This is a genomic window from Vreelandella sp. V005 (genome assembly GCF_052645115.1).
Window position 1 is genome coordinate 161,817 of the sequence record NZ_JBQXYA010000002.1, and the last position, 23,525, is coordinate 185,341.

Annotated in this window: 22 protein-coding genes and 2 tRNA genes; 18 read left to right on the forward strand and 6 right to left on the reverse strand. The window is 55.4% G+C overall.

From position 1 onward, the window contains the following. Positions 1-95: 95 nt before the first annotated feature. The 3 genes from ACUN8H_RS05995 to nadA all read left to right on the forward strand — a co-directional run bounded on the left by ACUN8H_RS05995 (position 96) and on the right by nadA (position 1,628). Positions 96-171 (forward strand) — tRNA-Lys (locus ACUN8H_RS05995). A 115-nt stretch (positions 172-286) separates the two neighbouring features. Further along, a tRNA-Lys gene (locus ACUN8H_RS06000) sits at positions 287-362 on the forward strand. Between the two features lie 237 nt (positions 363-599). Further along, positions 600-1,628, forward strand: a complete 1,029-nt coding sequence (gene nadA / locus ACUN8H_RS06005; RefSeq protein ID WP_445531244.1) for a quinolinate synthase NadA — start codon at positions 600-602, stop codon at positions 1,626-1,628. An 82-nt stretch (positions 1,629-1,710) separates the two neighbouring features. On the opposite strand, the gene ACUN8H_RS06010 is transcribed toward nadA, so the two are convergent. After that, on the reverse strand, positions 1,711-3,174 hold the full coding sequence (locus tag ACUN8H_RS06010; protein WP_445531245.1) for a M48 family metalloprotease: 1,464 nt from the start codon (positions 3,172-3,174) through the stop codon (positions 1,711-1,713). Positions 3,175-3,376: 202 nt separating this feature from the next. Between ACUN8H_RS06010 and ACUN8H_RS06015 the strand changes: the two genes are divergently transcribed. Then, positions 3,377-3,640, forward strand: coding sequence for a sulfurtransferase TusA family protein (locus ACUN8H_RS06015; protein WP_445531246.1), 264 nt, complete (start codon positions 3,377-3,379; stop codon positions 3,638-3,640). Continuing rightward, entirely contained in the window at positions 3,637-4,743 is a 1,107-nt protein-coding gene (locus tag ACUN8H_RS06020; RefSeq protein WP_445531247.1) for an AI-2E family transporter, read from the forward strand. The genes ACUN8H_RS06015 and ACUN8H_RS06020 overlap by 4 nt, the downstream gene beginning before the upstream one ends. Positions 4,744-4,788: 45 nt before the next feature. Here ACUN8H_RS06020 and ACUN8H_RS06025 read toward each other — a convergent pair whose 3' ends face one another. After that, on the reverse strand, positions 4,789-5,265 hold the full coding sequence (locus ACUN8H_RS06025) for a peroxiredoxin (RefSeq protein ID WP_445531248.1): 477 nt from the start codon (positions 5,263-5,265) through the stop codon (positions 4,789-4,791). 285 nt (positions 5,266-5,550) lie between these two features. Between ACUN8H_RS06025 and dapA the strand changes: the two genes are divergently transcribed. From dapA to purC, 3 genes are all read left to right on the forward strand, one after another. Next, on the forward strand, positions 5,551-6,435 hold the full coding sequence (gene dapA / locus ACUN8H_RS06030) for a 4-hydroxy-tetrahydrodipicolinate synthase (RefSeq protein ID WP_445531249.1): 885 nt from the start codon (positions 5,551-5,553) through the stop codon (positions 6,433-6,435). A 79-nt stretch (positions 6,436-6,514) separates the two neighbouring features. Further along, the gene (bamC, locus tag ACUN8H_RS06035) at positions 6,515-7,498 is read left to right on the forward strand and encodes an outer membrane protein assembly factor BamC (protein WP_445531250.1); all 984 of its coding nucleotides are present in this window, start codon (positions 6,515-6,517) and stop codon (positions 7,496-7,498) included. Positions 7,499-7,530: 32 nt separating this feature from the next. Next, entirely contained in the window at positions 7,531-8,247 is a 717-nt protein-coding gene (gene purC / locus ACUN8H_RS06040; protein ID WP_445531251.1) for a phosphoribosylaminoimidazolesuccinocarboxamide synthase, read from the forward strand. A 6-nt stretch (positions 8,248-8,253) separates the two neighbouring features. Here the strand turns inward: purC and tsaA are convergent, their stop codons facing one another. Beyond that, complete coding sequence (gene tsaA, locus ACUN8H_RS06045) at positions 8,254-8,991, reverse strand: tRNA (N6-threonylcarbamoyladenosine(37)-N6)-methyltransferase TrmO (RefSeq protein WP_445531252.1); 738 nt, start codon at positions 8,989-8,991, stop codon at positions 8,254-8,256. A 208-nt stretch (positions 8,992-9,199) separates the two neighbouring features. On the opposite strand from tsaA, the gene ACUN8H_RS06050 reads away from it, so the two are divergent. Beyond that, the gene (locus ACUN8H_RS06050; RefSeq protein WP_445531253.1) at positions 9,200-9,724 is read left to right on the forward strand and encodes a GNAT family N-acetyltransferase; all 525 of its coding nucleotides are present in this window, start codon (positions 9,200-9,202) and stop codon (positions 9,722-9,724) included. A 3-nt stretch (positions 9,725-9,727) separates the two neighbouring features. On the opposite strand, the gene nadC is transcribed toward ACUN8H_RS06050, so the two are convergent. Continuing rightward, positions 9,728-10,582, reverse strand: a complete 855-nt coding sequence (gene nadC / locus ACUN8H_RS06055; RefSeq protein WP_445531254.1) for a carboxylating nicotinate-nucleotide diphosphorylase — start codon at positions 10,580-10,582, stop codon at positions 9,728-9,730. Between the two features lie 93 nt (positions 10,583-10,675). Here nadC and ampD point away from each other — a divergent pair, with 93 nt between their 5' ends. The 3 genes from ampD (at position 10,676) to aceF (ending at position 16,437) form a co-directional block, all read left to right on the forward strand. Beyond that, the gene (ampD, locus tag ACUN8H_RS06060) at positions 10,676-11,257 is read left to right on the forward strand and encodes a 1,6-anhydro-N-acetylmuramyl-L-alanine amidase AmpD (RefSeq protein ID WP_445531255.1); all 582 of its coding nucleotides are present in this window, start codon (positions 10,676-10,678) and stop codon (positions 11,255-11,257) included. A 386-nt stretch (positions 11,258-11,643) separates the two neighbouring features. After that, positions 11,644-14,316 (forward strand): pyruvate dehydrogenase (acetyl-transferring), homodimeric type, encoded by a 2,673-nt coding sequence (aceE, locus tag ACUN8H_RS06065; RefSeq protein ID WP_445531256.1) that lies wholly within the window; start codon positions 11,644-11,646, stop codon positions 14,314-14,316. 57 nt (positions 14,317-14,373) lie between these two features. Further along, entirely contained in the window at positions 14,374-16,437 is a 2,064-nt protein-coding gene (aceF, locus tag ACUN8H_RS06070; protein WP_445531257.1) for a dihydrolipoyllysine-residue acetyltransferase, read from the forward strand. On the opposite strand, the gene ACUN8H_RS06075 is transcribed toward aceF, so the two are convergent. Next, positions 16,426-16,641 carry a hypothetical protein gene (locus ACUN8H_RS06075; RefSeq protein ID WP_445531258.1) on the reverse strand — a complete coding sequence of 72 codons (216 nt, stop codon included), beginning with the start codon at positions 16,639-16,641 and terminating at the stop codon, positions 16,426-16,428. The genes aceF and ACUN8H_RS06075 overlap by 12 nt on opposite strands. A 51-nt stretch (positions 16,642-16,692) precedes the next feature. On the opposite strand from ACUN8H_RS06075, the gene adk reads away from it, so the two are divergent. The 4 genes from adk (at position 16,693) to ACUN8H_RS06095 (ending at position 20,058) form a co-directional block, all read left to right on the forward strand. Then, on the forward strand, positions 16,693-17,346 hold the full coding sequence (adk, locus tag ACUN8H_RS06080; protein ID WP_445531259.1) for an adenylate kinase: 654 nt from the start codon (positions 16,693-16,695) through the stop codon (positions 17,344-17,346). A gap of 127 nt (positions 17,347-17,473) precedes the next feature. After that, on the forward strand, positions 17,474-18,172 hold the full coding sequence (gene tsaB / locus ACUN8H_RS06085) for a tRNA (adenosine(37)-N6)-threonylcarbamoyltransferase complex dimerization subunit type 1 TsaB (protein ID WP_445531260.1): 699 nt from the start codon (positions 17,474-17,476) through the stop codon (positions 18,170-18,172). Next, positions 18,169-18,900 (forward strand): class I SAM-dependent methyltransferase, encoded by a 732-nt coding sequence (locus ACUN8H_RS06090; protein WP_445531261.1) that lies wholly within the window; start codon positions 18,169-18,171, stop codon positions 18,898-18,900. The genes tsaB and ACUN8H_RS06090 overlap by 4 nt, the downstream gene beginning before the upstream one ends. A 36-nt stretch (positions 18,901-18,936) precedes the next feature. Continuing rightward, a complete protein-coding gene (locus ACUN8H_RS06095; RefSeq protein ID WP_445531262.1) occupies positions 18,937-20,058 on the forward strand; it encodes a phospholipase D-like domain-containing protein in 1,122 nt (373 codons plus the stop codon). A gap of 15 nt (positions 20,059-20,073) precedes the next feature. On the opposite strand, the gene ACUN8H_RS06100 is transcribed toward ACUN8H_RS06095, so the two are convergent. Then, complete coding sequence (locus ACUN8H_RS06100) at positions 20,074-20,733, reverse strand: YecA/YgfB family protein (protein WP_445531263.1); 660 nt, start codon at positions 20,731-20,733, stop codon at positions 20,074-20,076. Positions 20,734-20,804: 71 nt separating this feature from the next. Between ACUN8H_RS06100 and ACUN8H_RS06105 the strand changes: the two genes are divergently transcribed. Together ACUN8H_RS06105 and acs are read left to right on the forward strand one after the other, a co-directional pair. Continuing rightward, the gene (locus tag ACUN8H_RS06105; protein WP_445531264.1) at positions 20,805-21,353 is read left to right on the forward strand and encodes a SprT family zinc-dependent metalloprotease; all 549 of its coding nucleotides are present in this window, start codon (positions 20,805-20,807) and stop codon (positions 21,351-21,353) included. A 193-nt stretch (positions 21,354-21,546) separates the two neighbouring features. Further along, positions 21,547-23,496 (forward strand): acetate--CoA ligase, encoded by a 1,950-nt coding sequence (gene acs, locus ACUN8H_RS06110; protein WP_445531265.1) that lies wholly within the window; start codon positions 21,547-21,549, stop codon positions 23,494-23,496. The last annotated feature ends 29 nt before the right edge of the window (positions 23,497-23,525 follow it).

The window sequence follows — 23,525 nt, forward strand, 5'->3', positions numbered from 1 at the left end:
TTAGGCAGGCACATTTCAAGCGTGTTTCACCCCTTGGTGCTAAAAAACACTTGCTATCAAAGGGGTGTAAGCGTAGGATATGCATCCGTTCAGGCGGGTCGTTAGCTCAGTTGGTAGAGCAGTTGACTTTTAATCAATTGGTCGCAGGTTCGAATCCTGCACGACCCACCATCTCAAACGTTGTTTTGGAAGGTGGTTTTTTTCAAGCCAGCTTTCCAGTCTTATTTTGAGGCGGTACTGATCGCGGTAAGTTTGCACATTGCAGTTTGAGTAGCAAAGTACGTTTGGGTCGTTAGCTCAGTTGGTAGAGCAGTTGACTTTTAATCAATTGGTCGCAGGTTCGAATCCTGCACGACCCACCAAATTCAGCGCCCCTGGCAGTCAACTGTCAGGGGCGTTTTGCTATGTGTATCATTCTGGTGGCCGTTGGCAACAACGAACTACCAGAATGGGCTAGAATAGGGGTTCAGACGACGGGCCACCGCGAGAGACGCAGCGGCCTGCCGCACGCGAGCGGTACGGGAGCAGAGCGAAACGCGCCTGTACCGTGACCCAGTGTTTAACAGGGGGATTCCCTGTTCGTCACAGTGGTAGACACGATGACTATGATGACTACGCAAGCCGAGCTAAGTGCTCCGCTGCCCACTGCCTACTGCCCAACCCGGATTCCAGCGGAAGATAGGGCAAGGGTCGAAGAAATCAAACAGCTACTGAAAGCGCATAATGCTGTTTTGGTGGCACACTACTACACCGATGATGCCATCCAGCAGCTTGCCGAAGAAACCGGCGGCTGTGTCGCCGATTCGCTTGAAATGGCCCGCTTTGGTGCCCGACATGATGCCACCACACTGGTAGTCGCCGGAGTTCGCTTCATGGGTGAAACCGCCAAGATACTATCGCCAGAAAAACGTGTGCTCATGCCCACCCTGGAAGCGACCTGCTCGCTGGACATTGGCTGTCCTGCCGATGCGTTCAGCGCTTTCTGCGATGCGCACCCGGATCGCACCGTGGTGGTGTATGCCAATACCTCCGCGGCGGTAAAGGCGCGGGCGGATTGGGTGGTGACTTCGTCAATTGCCGTCGAGGCGATCGAGCACTTACAAGCTAAAGGTGAAAAAATTCTCTGGGCACCCGATAAACACTTGGGTGGCTATATCCAGAAAAAAACCGGCGCGGATATGTTGATGTGGGATGGCGCCTGCATTGTCCATGAAGAGTTTAAGGCTAAGGGCGTTGAAGACCTGAAGCGCATCTATCCGGATGCCGCGGTGCTGGTGCATCCAGAGTCACCTGAGTCGGTAGTGAAGCTGGCGGACGTGACAGGCTCCACCTCACAGTTGATCAAGGCAGCGAAAGAACTGCCCAACGATAAACTGATTGTGGCAACTGATCGTGGTATCTTTTTCAAGATGCAGCAGGCAGTGCCGGGTAAGACGCTGTTTGAAGCGCCGACAGCAGGCAATGGCGCCACTTGCCGTAGCTGTGCGCATTGCCCCTGGATGGCGATGAACGCGCTGGGTAATCTAGCGAGCGCACTGCGCGAGGGAAGTGGTGAAATTCAGGTGAATGAAGCGCTGCGCCTGCAGGCCTTGAAGCCCCTTGAGCGAATGCTTAACTTCAATGCATAACATCGCAGGGTGATTTAGCACGGCAGATCAATTGAGCGCCCATAGGGATCAAACCATGGGCGCTTTTTCATATGTTATCCCTTTAACTAAACTCTTCCAGTGCTTCACGGTACGTAATAAAGGCCTCGCGGCGCTGTTCGATCCTGGCCAGTAACTGCTGATCGTTTTCGCGCTCGGCGGCATCCCGAGCAATGGAGAGCTGGCGAATGCCGCTGTCTATCCGGCCCGTCAACTGCAGGTGTTCAGCGCGGGCTAGGTGCCCCCAGCCATTATGTCCACTGCGCCCTGCAGCCTCCGCTAATAAATTGAAAATCTGAGGGTTATCTGGGTGTTGATCCGCCATATCACGTAATAGGTTATATGCCGATGGTGGGTCACGCTGTAGCTGGGCTTCGGCCAGTGTCAGTTGAGCCGGCAGATAATTGGGCATGAAGCGCAGTAAACGCTGGCTGCGCTGAATAGCCTCATCGTATTGACCGGCCTCTAGCGCTACGCTTGCCGCCGAGGCTGGCAGCATGGCAAAGTCAGGCTGTTGATCAGCAAGCTGATCGAGACGTTGCAAGGCCGTCGCCGTCTGGCCATTGCGGGCAGCGATCAAGGCGTCCAGGTAGCGCTGGGCCGTTTCGTCGGCGCCTTCTCGGACAAGTCGTGAGGCCGCTTGCTGTGGAGTATTGGCGTAAATGCTCAGTAATGCGCGGGCGCGCATCATGTCGTAAAGCGTGTCGCTGGTATAGGCATCGGCAACGTTAAGCTGCGCCGCGCGATTTTGGGCGGCGGTTAAGCGGCTATCCGTGACCGGGTGGGTAAGCAAGAACTCCGGCGGGGTGTCGCCCTGCAGGCGCGCCATGCGCTGCATCGCGGCGAACATACGTACCATGGCCTCTGGGTCGTACCCGGCGTCAGCCATCGCCTGTAGGCCTATATTGTCGGCTTCTTGTTCGAATAAGCGGGAATAGCTGAGCTGGTCCTGTATCAGTGCCGCCTGAGAGCCCATCGCGGCGGCCATGCCAGCATCACCGCCACCACTGGCGGCAATCAGCATGCCAGCTAGCATTGCCGCCATGGCCGGCAATTGGGTTTGTGCGGCGCGTGCGCTTCCCCTGGCGTAGTGACGCTGAGAAAGATGGCCCAGCTCATGGGCCAGCACGGAAACAAAAGCGCCCTCATCTTCGGCAAAGGCAAAGAGCCCTGAGTTGATGCCGACCACCCCGCCAGGAACAGCAAAGGCGTTAAGCGATTCATTATCAACCATGACGGTGATAGTGCGCAGACCGTTGATCTGACTATGTGGCGCAAGCCGGGCAATCAGGCTCTCCAGGTAGTCGCTTGCAATGGGGTCTTGCCACTGAGGCGCCTGGGCACGAAACTGACGCAGCCACGCTCTACCCAATCGGTACTCTTCATTGCTGACTGAGGTGGACGCCGCTCCCAGGCTTGGCAGGCCGTAATCGTTGATGGCAAAGCTTTGAGGGCTAAAAAGCAAACTGCCGCAGGCGCAAGCGAACGCACATATCCAGCCGGGGTAAGCGGTACGAAAGGTGGGCATGGCATCCTCATGGGTAGTGTTTGAACGCAGCGTTCACAATACGACATTGTTTAAAGACATTATTCAAAGACATTGTTTAAAACTGTGACATTGATAAAGACGGGGAAGTGCCGTTAAATCGACGGCCTTGTGAAATCAATCGCTAAATAGACAGTTTATGCAACAATGCCGTGATTATGCAGGCCATTTTGAGGGAGAGTATATGTCTGAGCAAACCAGGGCCTTTCATCCCGACACGGTGCTTGATGCTTGTGGGCTGCATTGCCCGCTGCCCTTGCTGAAGGCGAAACAGGCCTTAACCACCTTGACCGCCGGTCAGTTGCTGGAGGTGCGTTCAACGGACGCGGGTTCATGGCGAGACATGGCGTCATTTACCGATCAGAGCGCGCATACCCTGGAAGGCCGTGAACAGCGTGACGATGTCTATGTCTATTGGATTCGTAAGGCAGGGGACGGGCACTCATGACCCTGCGCACGATATTAAAAAGCTGGGTTGAACGCTATTTTTCTGACGAAGAAGCGCTGATTCTGCTGTTGGTTCTGGTGGCGGGTTTTGCGGCGATTATCTTGTTTGGCCGTATGTTGGCGCCGTTTTTCACAGCGTTAGTGATCGCGTTTTTGCTGCAAGGTGTAGTGAGTGCGCTAACCCGCCGTGGTTTGCCTCATCTGCTCGCGGTGATCATGGTGTTCTTGGCGTTTATTAGTGTCTTGCTCACCTTAGCATTTATTTTAATGCCGCTCATTTGGAATCAGCTTGTGGGGCTTGTGCAGGAAACGCCAAGAATGTTCGCCAGTGGTCAGGGCTGGCTAGATGAGTTGCAGGCGCGTTATCCCAATATTATTACGCCGGATCAGATACAGAACTGGATAGGCGTGGCGAGTCGCGAAATTAGCCAGTTAGGGCAGCGTGCGTTAACCCTCTCGCTGGCATCGCTTGGCAACATCATGGCGGTGATCATCTATCTGGTGTTGGTACCGATTTTGGTCTTCTTTATGCTCAAGGACCGTGACGTGTTGGTGGGCTTCATGCTTTCATTGTTGCCCCAAAAGCGCACGCTGCTATCACGTATTTGGCGTGAAATGGATGATCAAATTGCCAACTATATTCGCGGCAAGTTCATTGAAATTATTATCGTAGGCACCGTGACCTTCTTTACCTTCGCGTTCTTTGGGTTGCCCTATACGGCGCTGTTGGCGGTATTGGTTGGATTTTCAGTGTTGGTACCCTATATCGGCGCGGCGGTAGCCACGCTGCCGGTGGCCGCGGTCGCTGGTTTTCACTTCGGTATTAGTGAAGAGTTTGTGTATGTATTGGTAGCGTATGGCGTCATTCAGGCGCTGGATGGCAACGTATTAGCCCCGGTTTTATTCTCTGAAACCAACAACATTCACCCCGTTTCTATCATTGTGGCGGTGTTGTTCTTTGGGGGTATCTGGGGCTTTTGGGGGATTTTCTTCGCTATCCCCTTGGCAACGCTGCTAAAGGCGCTGGTCTACGCCTGGCCGCGAAGCATGCACGAACGAGAAGAGCGCCGAGGCCTGCAAGCCCCGGCAGAGAAGTTCGATTAGCACATGAGGGCGCCCCGCGGTAATAAGGGTGGCGCGGGATAACGGCTAGCTAGCCGCGTTGAGCGCTTCAGCGGCGGCAAGCACTTCGTCAGCGTGGCCCGGAACCTTCACGCCACGCCACTCTTTTGCCAATTTGCCCTCTTTATCGATTAAAAAGGTGCTGCGCTCGATGCCGAGATGCTCCTTGCCATACATCTTTTTGAGCTTTATTACGTCAAACAGTGTGCAGACGTTTTCATCTTTGTCAGAGATAAGCTCAAAGTTAAAATCCTGTTTGGCCTTGAAGTTTTCCTGGGCACGCAGCCCATCGCGGGAAACGCCGAGTATGACGGTGTTAGTGGCATCGAAGGCGGATTTACGGTCGCGAAAGTCACCCCCTTCAGTGGTGCAGCCTGGCGTACTGGCTTTGGGATGGAAGTAAACGACCACTTGTTTGCCGCGCAGTTCTGACAGCGTCACAGTGGTATCGCCGGTAGCGGTGGCGGAAAAATCCGCAACGGGTTGACCAATTTCAACAGACATAAAGCGTCCTTTTGAGGGTGGGTGTTAAAATCAAAGGTTAGCCACGATTACACGTAAGCCAAGGGCCATTGTCAAAGCTCAAATCGGGCTAGCGGCAAACTCGCACCGCTTTACGCTGTACAGGCTCGAATCGCCTGAGTACCATTTGCTCTCTGTGGCACGCTAACGCCTGAAACTCATGACACGATAGCGCCCAGTTTTGAGAAAGACTGAGCACGTGATGTATCTAGCACGTGCTCTATGTTGATAATTGATATCACACTTTGGCTGGTGAGGAATAAACGGATGATCACAGGCAGCATCGTCGCCCTGGCGACGCCTATGAAGGTCAATGGCGACATCGACTGGGAGGCGCTTCGTCGTCTGGTGAACTTCCATCTCGAAAATGGCACCGATGCCATTGTCGCTGCTGGCACGACGGGCGAACCCACTACCATGTCTTTTGCCGAGCACTTTGATGTGATCCGCAGCGTGGTAGAAGAGGTCAATGGCCGTATTCCCGTGATTGCGGGCACCGGCGCCAATGCGACGTCGGAAGCGGTTGAATTAGCCCGCTACGCCAGTGAGGTGGGTGCCGACTACTGTTTGTCAGTATGTCCTTATTACAACAAACCCACTCAGGAAGGCCTCTACCAGCACTTTAAAGCGGTCGCCGAGGGCAGCAAGCTGCCGGTGATTCTGTATAACGTACCGGGCCGTACCTGCTCTGATCTCTATAACGAGACCGTCTTACGCTTGGCCGAGGTGGATAATATTATTGGTTTAAAAGACGCGACAGGGAACCTGGAGCGTGCGGAAGATCTAATCACTCGCCTGAAGGGTAGTGGCTTTATGCTCTACTCCGGCGACGATGCGACCGCATGTGATTTCATGCTGATGGGCGGGCATGGGGATATCTCGGTAACCGCAAACGTTGCTCCCCAGGCAATGCATGACTTATGTACAGCCGCCGTGGCGGGTGATTCTGACAAGGCCCATCAGATCAATACTCGGTTGATGCCGTTGCATACCAATCTGGGGATAGAATCGAACCCAATTCCCGTAAAATGGGCATTGCATCGTATGGGCTATGCAGACGCAGGGATTCGTCTACCGCTGACGTGGTTGTCCGAAAAATACCATGCGACGGTGAGCGAGGCGCTGCAGCTGGCGGGCGTTGTCGAGGAGTAATATCCGGCGCTAACCCCTTTGCTACCCAGCTCGCTTTTCGCTGAGCTGGGTACCTGATTTGTTGACTTAAGGTGGCTTGATGAGCTCTGTGCTTGAAAAACGTGCGCTTAAATGGGTTCCGCTGGTGCTCGCAGCGGCTGTCACACTGACTGGCTGCGCGCGGGATGGTTTTTACCATGACCGTAACCTGGACTATACCGAGGCCGCGCCTGCGCCCCCTCTGGTACTGCCGGAAACCCGCAATACCCAACGTTACCGTGACGCGCTGCCGGTTCCTCAAGCCGCCACCCAAGGGACACGGCTTGACGAAGCGGCAGAAATTCGTCCGCCCCAATCACTGGCCATTGGCAGTGGTCTAGAGCCTGAGTACGTTGAACGCCGCGAAGTGGGTGATCAAACCTGGTTAGTGGTGGCCGCCGATACCGGCACGGTATGGCCCCAGTTGGAAGAGTTTGTACGTAGCCGACAGTTAGCGGTGCAGGAAAGCGATGCCTCCCAGGGTGTGATTGTGACTTCCCAGGCGGTAATACGGCTACAAAGTGCATTGCGCGAGGGCAGCAGTGAAGTGCGCTGCGAAAGCGGTGGGCGAACCATGGCTAGCTGCCTGGACGCTTTGGAGAGCCATTTAAATGCCCGCAGCGCATCGGCCAGCCTGTCGTCTTCCTGGACTGCCCAGCGCCTCAATGATGAGCAAACGATGCAAGTTCGCCAGCAAGGTGACGAGTGGGAAGTGGTCATCCCACAGCCCGTCGATCGCGTATGGGCTGAGTTGAATCATTACCTGGAACTGGATTTTGCTCAGGAAGGACAGCGTGACTTACTGGCTTCAGATCCCAATAGCCACGAGTTCCTGGTTGAATATATGACCGAAACCGAGCGCAATCGTAACCCGTTGCAAATCGTGTTCAGCGCGGACGTGCGTAAGATGTCTCAAGAGATCCGTCTTGTCCTGCAGCCTAACGGCGACCAGACGATTTTACGGGCTATCAATGCCAGCGAACGGGCATTCAGCGCCGATGACCAGCGTGAGCTGCTTGAGCGTGTTTCCGGTTACTTACGTTAATTTATTGATCTTTGTTTCCTGACGGAGCCCCCATGGAAAAGCGCCAAGAACTATACGCCGGTAAGGCGAAATCTGTGTATACCACCGACGATCCAGATTTGTTGGTGCTTAATTTTCGGGATGATACTAGCGCCTTCGATGGCAAAAAAATGGAGTCGCTAGCCCGTAAAGGCATGGTCAATAATATTTTTAACGCCTTCATTATGGAGCGATTGCAGGAAGCGGGTATTCCTACTCACTTTGAAAAGCAGCTTTCCAACACCGAGAGTCTGGTCAAAAAGATGCAGATGATTCCGGTGGAGTGTGTGGTGCGTAATATCGCCGCGGGTGGCTTGGTGAAACGCCTCGGGGTGGAAGAGGGCATCGCACTGACGCCGCCTACTTTCGAGCTGTTCTTAAAAAATGACGAGAAGGGCGACCCGATGATTAACGAGTCGCTGGCGGAGACCTTCGGCTGGGCAACGCCTGAGCAGTTAGCCAAGATGAAGGTGCTGACCTTCAAGGTTAATCATATCCTCAAGGCGCTGTTTGCCGAGGGCGATATGCTGTTGGTGGACTACAAGCTCGAGTTCGGTGTCTTCAAAGGGGAGGTCATCCTGGGGGATGAGTTTTCGCCGGATGGTTGTCGCCTGTGGGACGCCAATACCCGCGAAAAGCTGGATAAGGATCGCTTCCGCCAAGGGCTGGGTGGAGTGATTGAGGCGTACGAAGAAGTCGGGCGCCGCCTGGGGATCACTTTTCCGGCTTAAACGCGTTTATTGCGCGGCGTAAGTGTCGATAGCCATCACCTCCAAGGTGGTGGCTTCGCCTTTTTGGTGCTGGCGAAACTTAACGTCCACGTCGCGTAATCGAACGCCGTAAAGACGCTCAGAATCGCTCCCTTTTTGTTTATAGGCGGGCCGTGGGTCTTGGCTTAGCACCTGCTCGATGAGAGCGTACAGCGAGGCGCTATCGTCACGCTGGGCGAGTGTATCCAGAGCCGACGGGTGGAAAGAGACTGCCAGCAGTGGGGGTGCCTGCGGCGCAAAGCCGGCTTGCGCATCCGGCTGAGACTCAGCCCAGGGCAAGTAGGGTTTGATATCGACCACCGGGGTGCCACTCACCAAGTCACCGCCCTGTAGCTGTAATACGACACCTTGCTGCGTGTCGATGCCGACGAGCCTTACCAGTGATAGCCCTAAGCGATTAGGGCGGTGGGTGCTGCGACTGGCAAATACGCCTACTTTTTTATTACCGCCCAAGCGGGGTGGCCTAACGAGAGGCGACCAGCGCTGAGGGCTTTGATGAAAGATGAAGGTTAGCCATAGGTGACTGAAGTCTTCTAAGCCGCGCACCGCAAGTGGATCATTATAGGGGGTGACGAGAACAAGTTTTGCGTTAGCTGCGGGCGCTAGCCCCGGCTGGCGCGGAATGCCGAATTTGTCGGGGTAGTCACTGACCAAGTGACCAATGGGCGAAAGCGTAAAGTGCTCGCTGTTAGGGACATTGTCCATCACACTGCCTTTTACTAGGATGAATCGGCGTCGGGTCGGGCCGTGAAGGGCTGAGCAGAAGCTTAATCAGCAACGTCGTTAGAAATTTAGCCAGAAGCCCAGTATAAAGCAGCTCGAAGGCTTGAACATGACCCAGTAGAGCATGACCGAAAAGGTCTTGCTTGATAGACCGTGATCAATGGTTAGCTGAACAGCGCAGAGGTGACACATGAGTAATAGCGATGAGCAGCAAGCCCCAACGAGTGCGCGGGTGATGTATCGCGCCGCACTGGCGCGTGATGCCGCTGATCAGGCGGAAGTGTTTTATCATGCTGTGATGCAAGGGGCGGCCACCCACTATACGCTGGATGAACGCCGGGCGTGGGCCCAGGCGCTACCCCGAGAAGGCAGCGCCTGGGCAGTGCGCCAAGCACTGTATACCACGTTAATTGCTACCTGCGATGGGCGCTGTGTGGGGTTTCTGGAAGTAGACCTAGACGCTGGGCGAATTGAAACGCTCTACGTCTGGCCCTCCCTTACCGGTCGTGGCATTGGTACCACGCTGCTGGTTCACGCTGAGCGAATGCTGCTTGAACAGGGCAAGGGCAAAGTGGAGATCGAGGCCAGTTCGATGCTTTATGAGCGTCTCATGCGCCGCGGCTGGCAAAACCACGGCGAGCAGTGGGTTGAGCGCAGCGGAGAGCGGCTAAAGCGCTATAAGCTCTCCAAACCGCTAAATGCTGTTGAAACTTGATCCTTACACGCGATAGCTGCGGGTAATACGCATTGAAAGATCGATGGAGGCGATGTCTTTGGTCAGTGCGCCGCTAGAGATGCAATCAACGCCCGTATCGGCAATGGCGCGCAGGGTGGCGGCATTCACATTGCCCGAAGCCTCCAAGGTTGCCCTACCGCCGTTAATTTCCACGGCGACATGTAGATCTTCAATGGCGAAGTTGTCGAGCATGACGATATCGGCACCCGCTGCTAGGGCTTGGTCGAGTTCCTCAAAGGTTTCTACCTCCACTTCCACCGGCAGGTCTCGGGCTAGCTGGCGGGCCTGTGTAATCGCCGCCTGAATACCGCCGCAGGCAGCAATGTGGTTCTCTTTGATCAGAAACGCGTCCCACAGACCAATACGATGGTTGTGCCCACCGCCGCAAGTGACGGCGTATTTTTGCGCCAAACGCATACCGGGCAGCGTTTTGCGGGTATCGAGCAAACGGACGCCCGTGCCTTCGATCAGGTCGACATAAGCGCGGGTGGCGGTGGCAGTGGCTGATAGTGTTTGCAGCACGTTAAGTGCCGCACGCTCGCCGGTTAGCAGCACACGAGCAGGGCCTTCCAAGGTTAAAAAACACTGACCAGCTTCAAGTTTATCGCCGTCAGCGGCTAGCCACGTCACGCTTACCCGACTATCCAGGCGGCGAAATAATTCTTCTACCCAGGCCGCGCCACACAGCACTGCGGCGTCTCTGGTAATAACCTCAGCAGTGGCCCACTGGTGTTCAGGGATCAATTGCGCGGTAATATCACCCGGGCCAACGTCTTCAGCTAGCAGGCGAGCAGCGCTGGCGCGGATTTCTTCTGCAAGAGCGGATTGATAATGCATGGCAGTGAATTCTCTGAACGTCGTCAAGTGTAAGCGGCAGTATAGTGAAATCGTGTCGTAAAAGTGAGCGCTAACGAAAAGGAGAGTTTGCGCATGGAAGAGCAACAACCGAGAAGAGGCTGGTGGAAAAGCGCCCGGCATGTCGTCTCCCCCAATTGCGATGCTCGACCCAGCGATGAGGTCTCGCTGCTGCTTCTGCATGCGATCAGTTTGCCCCCTGGCGTGTTTAACGGTGATGCCATTGAGGCGCTATTTACTAATCAGTTGGCGACAGAGGTACACCCTTTTTTCGCCGAAATAGCCCATCTGAGGGTCTCTGCGCACCTGCTCATTCGCCGCGACGGCGAGTGCGTTCAATTTGTTGACACTGGCCAACGGGCCTGGCATGCCGGGCGCTCCTGCTGGTGGGATAACCAGCAGCGAAAGTGGCGCATGGCGCTCAATGATTTCTCTGTTGGGATCGAGCTTGAAGGGGACGATATCACCCCTTACACGCTTGCCCAGTACAACGCCTTGATAGAAGCCACGATGTGGCTAATGAAGCGCTACCCTCAGCTCGATAGCACGCGCATTACCAGCCATGCCCACGTGGCGCCACTGCGTAAAACAGACCCAGGGCCAGCCTTCGATTGGGCTTATTTTCATCAGCGGCTGAACGCTAGAACAAAAGTTTAAAGGGCTAATTAAGTGATTATCCTGTAAAGAAATAAAACGGTAGTTTAATTACAATTGCTGGCCTCGCTAATGCCCTAGAGTAAGCGCCATAATTTGCTTATGTTGCAGTGCAATAGTTTGTTTTCGATAGGCTTTTCCGCCGTCACAGAATTGGCAGCGTGGCGACTTTGCGGTATCTTCACCTATACAAAAGGCTAACTTTTACGACATTTGTGTAGCTTTACTACATCAGTGTGTACGTAGCTTGTTGAATGTAGAGCTAAAACACCTATCCGGCGTTTATTCACCGGCTGAATGTTGGCGCGTGGTGGGCTTCCACACCGCCGCCCCAGGCCCTTGAGGGTAGCGGGGCTAATTGTCATTTATCGTCATTCGGAGAGACCTCTATGAGTCTGGAGACAAGAGAAGATCTCGATCCGATCGAAACTACGGAATGGATTGATTCCCTAGAATCGGTATTGGATCGTGAGGGCGAGGATCGTGCCCGCTACCTGATGACCCGCTTGGCGGATCGCCTACGCCGGGACGGGATGAAGGTACCCTTCTCGGTGACAACCCCGCACCGTAATACGATCCCGGTTCACCGCGAAGCACCGATGCCTGGCGATTTGTTCATGGAGCGTCGTATTCGCTCTTTGATCCGTTATAACGCGATTGCTCAGGTCATTCGCAATAACCGCGCCAAGCCGGGCCTGGGTGGCCACATTGCCAGCTTCATGTCATCTGCCACGCTGTATGACGTAGGCTTTAACCACTTCTTCCGCGCCCCCCAAGGGGATTTCGCTGGTGACTTGGTGTATATCCAGGGCCATGTGGCGCCGGGTATTTACGCGCGTTCCTATTTGGAAGGACGCCTTTCTGAAGAGCAGATGGACAAGTTCCGCCAGGAAGTCGATGGCGATGGTCTCTCTTCCTACCCGCACCCGTGGTTGATGCCGGACTACTGGCAGTTCCCCACGGTATCGATGGGTCTTGGCCCCATTCAGGCCATTTATCAAGCGCACGTGATGAAGTATCTGCATCACCGTGAGCTGAAAGACATGTATGACCGTAAGATCTGGTGCTTCATGGGCGACGGCGAGTGCGACGAGCCGGAGTCCCTGGGCGCCATTTCACTGGCGGGCCGTGAAAACCTCGACAACCTTATCTTCGTGATCAACTGTAACCTGCAGCGCCTTGATGGCCCTGTGCGCGGTAACTCGCGGGTGATGGACGAGTTCGAAGGCGTCTTCCGTGGCGCTGGTTGGAACGTGATCAAGGTCGTCTGGGGCCGCCATTGGGATCCGCTGTTCGAGAAGGACAAGAAAGGCATCCTTCAAAAACGTATGGACGAAGCGGTCGACGGCGAGTACCAGAACTACAAAGCCAACGGCGGTGCTTACACTCGTGAGCACTTCTTTGGCAAATATCCAGAAACCGAAGCGATGGTTAAAGACCTCTCTGACGAAGATATCTGGAAGCTCAACCGCGGTGGTCACGACCCGTTCAAGGTTTACGCGGCCTATCACGAAGCCGTGAATACCTCTAACGGCAAGCCCACGGTGATTCTGGCGCATACCGTTAAAGGCTACGGTATGGGTAGCGGCGATGGCGAAGCGGCCAACGAAGCGCACCAGGTCAAGAGCATGGAGTACGAAGCGCTCAAAACCTTCCGTGATCGCTTCGGTATTCCCATCACCGATGAGCAGTTGAAAGACGTTCCCTATTACAAGCCGGAAGAGGACTCTCCCGAGCTTAAGTACATGCACCTGCAGCGCGAGCGCCTGGGCGGTTACTTGCCCAGCCGTCAAAGCGACTTTGAGGCACTGGAGATTCCTAGCCTCGAAGATAAAACCTTTGCCTCACAAATGGGTGGCTCGAAAGGGCGCGAAGTCTCCACCACCATGGCGTTTGTGCGTGTTCTGAATGGCTTGGTGAAAGATAAGAAACTTGGTAAGCACGTGGTGCCGATCATCCCTGATGAAGCGCGTACTTTCGGTATGGAAGGTATGTTCCGCCAATTGGGTATCTACACCTCGGAAGGCCAAAAGTACGAGCCGGTCGATAAAGGCCAGATCATGTTCTACCGCGAGGATCAGAAAGGTCAGATTCTCGAAGAGGGCATTACTGAAGCCGGTGCAATGTCCGCTTGGATCGCTGCCGCGACTTCCTACAGCAACAACAACGTCACGCTGCTGCCGTTCTACATCTACTACTCGATGTTCGGCTTTCAGCGCATCGGCGATTTGGCTTGGGCAGCAGGTGACCTGCAGGCGCGCGGCTTTATGGTCGGCGGCACGGCTGGGCGTACCACGCTCAACGGCGAAGGTTTGCAGCACCAGGATGGCCACAGCCTGATCCAGGCCTCCACCATTCCCAACTGCCGTAGCTACGACCCCACCTATGGTCATGAAGTCGCGGTCATTGTGCAGGATGGTTTGAAGCGCATGTTCACCGATAAGGAGAACTGCTTCTACTATCTGACCGTGATGAACGAGAACTACGAGCATCCAGCACTGGAAAACGTACCGGCTGACGATATCGTCAAAGGTATGTACCTACTGCGGGAAACCAAGGGTGATAAAGGCCGCGTCCAACTGCTGGGCTCTGGCACGATCCTTCGCGAAGTCGAAGAGGCCGCCACGCTGCTTGAGAACGATTGGGGCATCGGCGCCGACATCTGGAGCGTGACCAGCTTTAACGAGCTACGTCGCGAGGCACTGTTACTCGATCGTGAAGCGTTCCTAAGCCCGGATGCTGAGGCCAATAAGCCCCACGTCACTAAGTGCTTGGAAGGGCGCGATGGGCCGATTATCGCGTCAACCGATTACATGAAACTGTACGCGGATCAAGTGCGCGCTTGGGTGCCCGGTGACTACACTGTACTGGGTACCGATGGCTTCGGCCGTTCAGATACCCGCGAGAAGCTGCGCTACTTCTTCGAAGTGGATCGCTACTTCGTGACGGTAGCAGCGCTGCGTGCGCTGGCTGATCGCGGCGATATTGATCGCAAGCATGTCGGTGAAGCGCTTAAGAAGTATGGCATTGACGCCAATAAGCCTAACCCGCTGACTAGCTAAACGCTGCCCGGTGGGCGGATGCCCACCGGCTCGATCCGATTTGGAAGGAGCGCGACCTTGAGTAGCGAAATCATCAAAGTTCCCGATATCGGTGGCGATACCGATGTCGAAATCATCGAGATTGCGGTGTCAGTAGGCGACGTCATTGAAGCGGAAGACACCCTGATCACTCTGGAATCCGACAAAGCCAGCATGGATGTCCCTGCGCCGAAAGGCGGCAAGGTCATCAAGGTGCTGGTCAAAGAAGGCGATAGCGTTTCCGAAGGGGACGATATCGTCGAGCTGGAAGTGGAAGGCGGCGGCGACAGCAGTAGCGAAGAGAGCAGCAGCGACGCCGATCCAGAAGCTGCCCCAGCCAAAGAAGACACGCCTCAAGAGTCGGCTAAAGAGCAGCCGCAGGCTGAAAAGCCCGCGGCTAAAAAGTCGTCCGGTGGCAAGCAGACCGTTGATATCAAAGTGCCCGACCTTGGCGGTTCCGATAATGTTGAAATTATCGAAGTTGCCGTAGGCGAAGGCGATGAAGTCGACGCTGAAGATACGCTGATTACCCTGGAATCTGATAAAGCCTCCATGGACGTGCCCAGCCCCCATGGCGGTAAGATCGTCAGTCTTACCGTTAAAGAGGGCGACACGGTTTCTGAAGGGGACGTGATCGGCCAAATGGAGATCGCGGGCGAAGGCAGTGACGACAGCGAAGATGCGCCGGAAGAGAGCGCTTCTTCAGAGCCGCCCTCTAGCCAAGCCAGCAGCGAGTCAGAAGAGTCGACCGAAGAAGATGATGAGGAAGAGGCCGGCAGTGGCGAACCCGAGCGTAAAGAGATTCGCGTACCGGATCTTTCTGGCGCTTCTGACGTACCCATTATCGAGATTGGCGTGGCGGCCGGTGATGAGGTTAACGAAGAAGATCCGTTGATCACGCTAGAGTCCGACAAGGCCTCCATGGATGTGCCAAGCCCTTATAAAGGCAAGCTCATTGAGCTCACCGTTAAAGAGGGTGACACCGTCTCTGAAGGCGACGTGATCGGCTATATGGAAGTCGCGGGTGCCAAGAAAGCGGCACCGAAAAAAGCCGCGCCTGAAAAAGCTGATGCTAAGCAGGACAAGCCTAACCAGGAGAAACCGAGTAAGCCCGCTGAATCTCAGGCGGGTACGCCCAGCCCGGAAGCGCAGATGGCGGCTCATAAGCCGCGTGATGGCAAGCTGGTTCACGCTGGCCCTGCGGTGCGTATGCTGGCTCGTGAGCTGGGTGTCGATTTGGGGCTGGTTAAGCCCAGTGGGCCGAAAGACCGCGTGCTTAAAGAGGACGTACAGTCCTACGTTAAGCAGGCGATTGCCAATCAAGGCAAAGCGCAGCCAGGCGCTACCGCTGCTGCAACCGGTGGTGCGGGTATTCCGCCAATTCCGGAAGTCGACTTCAGCCAGTTTGGTGAAGTGGAAGAGAAGCCGATGGGGCGCCTGCTTAAGATGGGTGCAACCAATTTGCATCGCAGCTGGCTCAATGTCCCTCACGTCACGCAGTTCGACGAAGCGGACATTACCGAGCTGGAAGCCTTCCGTAAGGCGATGAAGGCCGAAGTAGAAGCGCAGGGCGCCAAGCTAACGCCACTGCCCTTTATGGTCAAAGCCTGTGCGTTTGCGCTGCGTAAATTCCCGCAGTTCAACGTCAGCCTGAAAGGCGACGGCGACACGCTGGTATGGAAGAATTACGTCCATATCGGTATCGCGGTCGATACACCCGATGGTCTGATGGTGCCGGTCGTTCGTGATGCCGACAAAAAGTCTTTGATCGAGATTGCCAAGGAAATGGCCGAGCTGGGTAAGAAAGCGCAAACCAAAAAGCTCAAGCGTGATGAAATGACCGGTGGCTGTTTCACTATTTCGAGCCTCGGCTCGATCGGTGGCACGGCGTTCACGCCGATCGTCAACGCGCCGGAAGTGGCTATTCTGGGTGTGTCCAAAGCGCAGATGAAGCCGGTTTGGGATGGCAGCGCCTTCCAGCCGCGCTTAATGATGCCGCTATCGCTCTCGTATGATCACCGCGCGATCAATGGCGCTGATGCCGCTCGCTTTACCGCCTTCCTGGCAGATGTGTTGACCGATATCCGTCGCTTACTGCTGTAATCGGTAGCGATAGAGCCTTGCAAGCGGCGCCCCTCGGGGCGCCGCTTGTGTTTGTTCAATGGCAAGCAGGGCGACCAAAGTGGTAATTTTAAGGCACTTGGCTGTTTTAATTTTAAAAAATTGAAATAAAAGCATGTCTCTCAGGCTTTTGGGGAGTTGTGTCGCCTGAGAGGCGCGGTTATTGTCGGTTAACAGATTTTCCATACTCATTTGTCATACCCATTTTACATACTAAGAATTTCAAGGAGCGGAGCCATGCGTTTAATCCTGTTGGGTGCCCCCGGCGCGGGGAAGGGGACTCAAGCTCAGTTTATTTGCGAGCAGTTTAAGATCCCTCAGATTTCCACCGGGGACATGCTGCGTACGGCCATTAAAGATGGCACCGAGCTAGGCCTCAAAGTAAAAGAAATCATGAACAGCGGTGGTCTGGTGTCAGACGACATCATCATTGATCTGGTTAAAGAGCGTATCAGCCAGCCAGACTGTGAAAACGGCTTTCTGTTCGACGGCTTCCCACGCACGATTCCCCAGGCTGACGCCATGAAAGAGGGCGGTGTCAAATTGGATCATGTGGTGGAAATTGCGGTCCCCGATGAAGAGATCGTCAGCCGCTTGGCGGGGCGTCGTGTTCACCAAGCGTCGGGCCGGGTCTACCACGTTGATCACAACCCGCCTAAAGAGCCGGGTAAAGATGACGTCACGGGTGAAACCCTTATTCAGCGCGAGGATGACCTGGAGTCCACGGTGCGTAATCGTCTGTCGGTCTATCACGATCAAACTGCACCGCTGGTCGATTATTACCAGCAGTGGGCTGCGCAGGACCCGCAAAGCGCTCCTCAATATCACCGCATTGAAGGCGTGGGCAGCGTGACCGACATCACCCGTCAGGTGAAAGAAGCGCTCAGTTAATAAACCCACGCTATGGATTAATAGCATCGGTTTTACACCTTTAGAATGGCCCGCTTAGGCGGGCCATCGTCGTGATGGCGTGACAAAGGTATAATGCCGCCATCTTTCTCTCGAGTGGCCATTTGTTATGCCGTTACACTTGCTTGCCCTTGACGCCTCTTCTAGCGCCTGTTCGGCAGCCCTGCTGCGCGAAGACGAGGCGGGGGTTACGTGCTTGGCGCGTTTTGAGATGACGCCCCGTGCCCATACCCGTCGGTTACTGCCGATGGTGGATGAAGTGCTTGCTGAAGCGCAGGTAACGCCTTCCCAGCTAGATGCTGTCGCGTTTGGTCGTGGCCCGGGTTCGTTTACCGGACTGCGTATCGCGGCGGGAGCCGCCCAAGGGTTAGCGTTTGGCCTCGACCGCCCCCTCCTAGGCGTATCAACGCTCGAAGCGTTGGCGCTTCAGGCCCATCGCCGCTATCACCTACGCCATGTGGTAACTGCCCTGGATGCCCGCATGGGTGAAATCTACGCCGCGACCTGGCACTGCCTGAAAGACACTATAACGCCGATGAGCACCGAGGCCGTGCTGGCCCCTGAGGCTCTGCGACTGCCCAGCGGCGAAACCGATTGGGTAGGCGTGGGCAGTGGCTTTTCGCTGTGGGAGCACTTTAAAGTCGATGTGCAGCTAAGTATGCCCCAACATTTGGTTGATTTAGAGCCCCGTGCAGAAGAGATGGTGTGGTTGGCGGCGCGTGATTTTGCTGCTGGGCTGGGGCAGGCCGCACACTTGGTTCAGCCGGTTTATCTGCGCAACGATGTTGCCTGGAAAAAGCCCGCATGATCTCAGTCCAGAGTTCGGTTGAGATCGACCTTGAAGACATAGCGTTACCTGACGGGTTGCGTTTGGAACGTGGTGATGAGGGGTTGACGCTGGTCGGTGATGAAAAGCGCTACGGCAAATCACTCAGCGTTGATTTTATAGGGGGCAAGTCGGCCCATCGGCGGCGCTTTGGCGGTGGGCGAGGCCAGCTTGTTGCCAAGGCTTGTGGGCTGACCAAAGGTGTGTCACCGAGCATTGTGGATGCCACCGCAGGGCTAGGGCGCGATGCGTTTGTGTTGGCAAGCCTGGGCGCCCAGGTGCTGCTAATTGAGCGGGTGGCGGCGATTGCAGCGCTGTTGGACGATGGTCTGAAGCGTGCTTCAAAGCATAGCGACACGGCGGACATTGCCGCTCGCATGACGCTGCGCCATGGCGATGCCGCCCAATCTCTAGCGGAGCTAGTCGCCAGCGTTAACTTTGCGCCGCAGGTGATCCACCTGGACCCGATGTTCCCACACCGCGAAAAATCCGCGCTGGTGAAAAAAGAGATGCGCCTGTTTCGCGCATTAGCCGGGGATGATGACGATGCGCCGCGCCTGCTGGAAGCAGCGCTGGATGTTGCTACCCATCGTGTGGTCGTCAAGCGGCCCATCAAGGCCCCGCCTATTGCTGGCCCTGCCCCACAGCATACGCTGGAGGGTAAAACCAGCCGCTATGATATGTATGTCCATCGCTCATTAGTGCGCTAATCGGTTCACTTATCGGCGCTAATGCAAGGAGCACCCATGCAAAATGTGTGGCGAGAAGGTAATCAATTTACTCTGCTGCCAGAGGCCTCGCGCTTTCTGCCAGCCATGTTTGAAGCCGTACACGCCGCCCAGCACTATATTTTGGTTGAGCTCTACCTGATGGAGTCAGGCGAGCTAGCCGAACAGGTAAGCGATACCCTGATTAATGCTGCTCAGCGCGGGGTCGATGTCTGTCTGCTGCTTGATGGGTATGGCTCGATGGGGCTCGCCAGTGAGGAACGTCAGCGGTTGAGGCAAGGCGGTGTAAAACTACGCTTTTTTAACCCGCTAGGCTTCCACTCTTTGGCGCTTAATTTAAGCCGTGATCACCGCAAAATAGTCGTGATTGATGGTGAGCTGGCGTTTACCGGTGGTTTTGGCGCGGTGGATGAGTTTTTGAACGCCTGGTATGAAATTGCCCTGCGTATCGATGGTCCCGTGGTCGCTGATTGGGAGCAGCTATTTCGGCGGCTGTGGAGTTCGCGGCTCACCCGTGCCGAGAAAGGTGACGACAGTGCAGGCACATTGCCCGCACGGCGTGAACCACGGCTGCATGCCAATGGCCTGCCGGGGCGGGCGATGTCTGCGCGTGGCTATCGCTATCAAGCGATACGCTATTCATTGCACGACCGCGTTAATCGGGCGGAAACACGGTTATGGCTATGCACGCCCTATTTCGTACCGACGTTTGCGTTGCGGCGGCGTCTGGTGCGGGCCGCTCGGCGCGGCATTGATGTGCGTCTGCTGCTGCCTGGGGCAAAGCATGATCACCCTGGGGTGCGCTTTGCCGGTCAACGCTTCTACCAATCACTGTTGAAAGCGGGGGTGCGCATCTTTGAGTTTCAGCCCACCTTTATCCACGCCAAGTTCGTACTCGTCGATGATTGGGTAAGCATTGGTTCGTGTAACTTTGATCACTGGAATTTGCACTGGAACTTAGAGGCCAATCAAGAGGCGTTAGACCCCCAGTTGGCGGAGAGTGTACGCGAGCTTTTTGAACGTAATTTTGCCGCCAGCCAAGAAGTAGATGCCAAGGCTTGGGCGGCGCGCCCCTGGGGGCAGCGCGCCCGTGAGTGGATCTATGGGTTATTGGATGGGGTCATCATGCGGCTTAAATAAGCGCCGGGGATAGCGCTAGCGCTTTTTGCCCTTGGCAGGCGTCTTCTTGCGCGGTTTAGGTTTAGCGGTTTCTGGCGGTACGCGGTAATGCAGGTAAAGGTCTAAAACGAGCTCAGGCAACTGCACCACCAATGACTCCTGGCGCGCTTGATCCTTTGCCAGCTCGGCCATGTCGGGTTCATCATCGAATAAACCGGAGAGGAGCATAAACGGCAACAGTAGCGTGGCTGCCGCTTCTTCATCGTCCTGAAACCAAGCGCTTTCATCGCTGAAGACGCCTTCCATGAAGCCTGCACACCAGTCGCCAATCGGCGTTTCTTCGGCAGGCTCGCCGCCCAGCGTGAGTTCAAAGGGGAGTTCGGGTAAGCCACCTTGTTCTAGTACTGCCACTGCATTGTCACGCAGAAGAGTCAGCAGGGTGATAATCTCATCGCGCTCGGCATCGTCGGCATAGCGCGGCTCGCCTTGGAAAAGCTCAGCCAGCCACTGGGTGGGTGGCACTTCGCTAGGGGCGACGGCAAGCGCCACCAAAAAACCGTGAGCGGAGATCAGGTCCAGGGCGTCTTCATCGACTTGCTCAGAGTCGAGGAAGTCATCCAATCTGTCCAGTTGCTCATCCTCGAGCAGTGGCTGCGGGGGCGTGTTCGTGTCGGACGTGTCGCTGCGCTCTGCCATGGGTAAAGCCTCGTTAATGCGAATCGGTAGTCATCAGTCACTAGGAATCTATAACGGCTAGTTTATCACTAATGCGTATTAAACCACTGCCCCCCTGGCCAGCTGCTGAGCTGGCGGTCATGACGGAAACCGAGTTACACAGCGCCGCGCGCGTGCGCGTTGAACAAGCGTGGCAGCGCTGCTGTGAAGTATGCCCGACGTTACCAGCGCCAAACGTAATGTTTAACCTGCGCGGTGCTTCGGCCGGGCAGGCGCATTTGGGGCGCGGTGGCTTGCGCTTTAACCCGGTGTTGTTGCGTGAAAACCGCACGGCCTTTTTTGAAGAGATCATCCCTCATGAAATGGCTCACTGGCTGGTGTTTCATTTAGATAATGGGCCACGCTTGAAACCTCATGGACGCGAATGGAAAACGGTGATGCGGGATTTGTTCGGTTTAGCGCCCAATGTGACTCATCAGTTCGATATCCAGCAGGCCCAGCCAGCCCCTCACCGTTATCAGTGTGATTGCCAATTTCATCGATTCACTTCCCGGCGTCATGCTTTAGTGGTAAACGGGCGTCGCTATCGCTGCCGCCACTGCGCTAAGACCTTGGTCTACCGCCCAGAAACTAACCTATGAATCGTTTATAAATAGCTGTTTTTTAAATAAAAATTGTTAATACCAATGTCTAAAGGGAAGCCTGCGCGAGTAGGTTTATGCTAGGGGGACATTAATAGCAGTCGATACGCTCGATAATGGCCAACAAGCCCTATAAAACATCCTATCGACTACAATTCTTAGAGAGTGCATTTTCACGTAAAGAGGCAATTTTATGAGCGATCAACAGAACGTCTATCCGGTGCGCGATGATTTCGCCGCCAATGCCTGGGCCGATAAAACCAAGTATGAGGCCATGTATCAGCAGTCGATGGACGATCCGGAAGGCTTCTGGGCCGAACAGGCCAAACGCCTGGACTGGATTAAAGTGCCCAGCAAAATTAAAAGTACCTCTTTCGCACGTGACAATGTCGATATTCGCTGGTTTGAGGACGGCTTGCTCAACGTCAGCGCCAACTGTTTGGATCGTCATTTAGACAAGCGTGGCGATCAAACGGCGATCATTTGGGAAGGCGATAACCCCGATGAATCCAAGCACATCAGCTATCGCGAACTGTATGCACGTACGAATCAGCTAGCCAACGCGCTGAAAGAGTTGGGTATCGGTAAAGGCGATACCGTCACGCTGTATATGCCGATGATTCCCGAAGCCGCCATGGCGATGCTCGCCTGCGCGCGCATCGGTGCCGTGCACTCGGTCGTGTTTGGTGGCTTCTCACCGGACGCCGTTGCCCAGCGGGTGGTTGGCGCTGACTCCAAACTGGTGATTACCGCGGATGAGTCGGTGCGCGGTGGCAAACATGTGCCCTTGAAGGAGAACGTAGACGCCGCGCTAACCCGAGAAGGTACCGACGTATGCAAGAACGTTCTGGTCGTGAAGCGCACCGGCGGTGACATCGAGTGGAAAGATGGCCGCGATGTCTGGTTTGACGAACTCGTCGATAAGCAGTCCAGCGAGTGTGAGCCGGAAGCCATGGGTGCCGAAGACCCGCTATTTATTCTCTACACCTCGGGTTCTACCGGTGCGCCTAAAGGCTTGAAGCACACCACCGGCGGTTACCTCACCTACGCGGCCATGACCCACCAGTACGTGTTTGACTATCAAGAAGGTGAAATTTACTGGTGTACCGCTGATGTGGGCTGGGTCACCGGGCATAGCTATATCGTTTATGGGCCTTTGGCTAACGGTGCTACGACCCTGATGTTCGAGGGTGTGCCCAGCTACCCCACCCATGGCCGCATGGGCGATATCGTTGATAAGCACAACGTTAACATTCTCTATACTGCGCCCACCGCGGTGCGCGCACTCATGGCCCATGGCGACAACGTGATGGAGTCCAGCAAGCGCGACAGCCTGCGTCTATTGGGTTCTGTGGGCGAACCGATTAACCCGGAAGCCTGGGAGTGGTTCTACCGCGTGATCGGTAACGAAAAGTGCCCCATCGTCGATACCTGGTGGCAAACCGAAACCGGCGGTATCATGATTGCGCCGCTGCCTGGCGCGACACCGCTTAAACCGGGCTCTGCGACCGTGCCTTTCTTTGGTGTGAAGCCAGCGCTGGTGGATAATGAAGGTAATATTCTGGAGGGCGCCACCGACGGCAACCTGGTCATTCTGGATTCGTGGCCAGGTCAGGCGCGCTCTATCTGGGGCGACCACGAGCGCTATATCCAGACCTACTTCTCCACCTACGACGGTATGTACTTTACCGGTGACGGCTGTCGTCGCGATGAGGAGGGTTACTATTGGATTACCGGACGCGTAGATGACGTACTGAACGTTTCCGGCCACCGCATGGGTACTGCCGAGATCGAGTCATCGCTGGTGGCGCACAGCGCCGTTGCCGAGGCCGCCGTCGTTGGCTTCCCGCATAATATTAAAGGGCAGGGCATCTATATTTATGTCACCCTGAACGACGGCATTGAAGAGTCTGACGAGCTTAAGAAAGAGCTGACCCAGTGGGTGCGCAAAGATATTGGCCCGATTGCCTCGCCAGATGTCATTCAATGGGCTCCAGGCCTACCGAAAACCCGCTCGGGTAAAATCATGCGTCGTATCTTGCGCAAGATTGCCGCCAATGAGTGCGATGGCTTAGGTGATACCAGTACGCTAGCCGACCCGTCGGTGGTCGATGAGCTGATTGAGCATCGCGCCAATCAATAACGGCAACACCGCTGCAGGCTGCTTAGCCT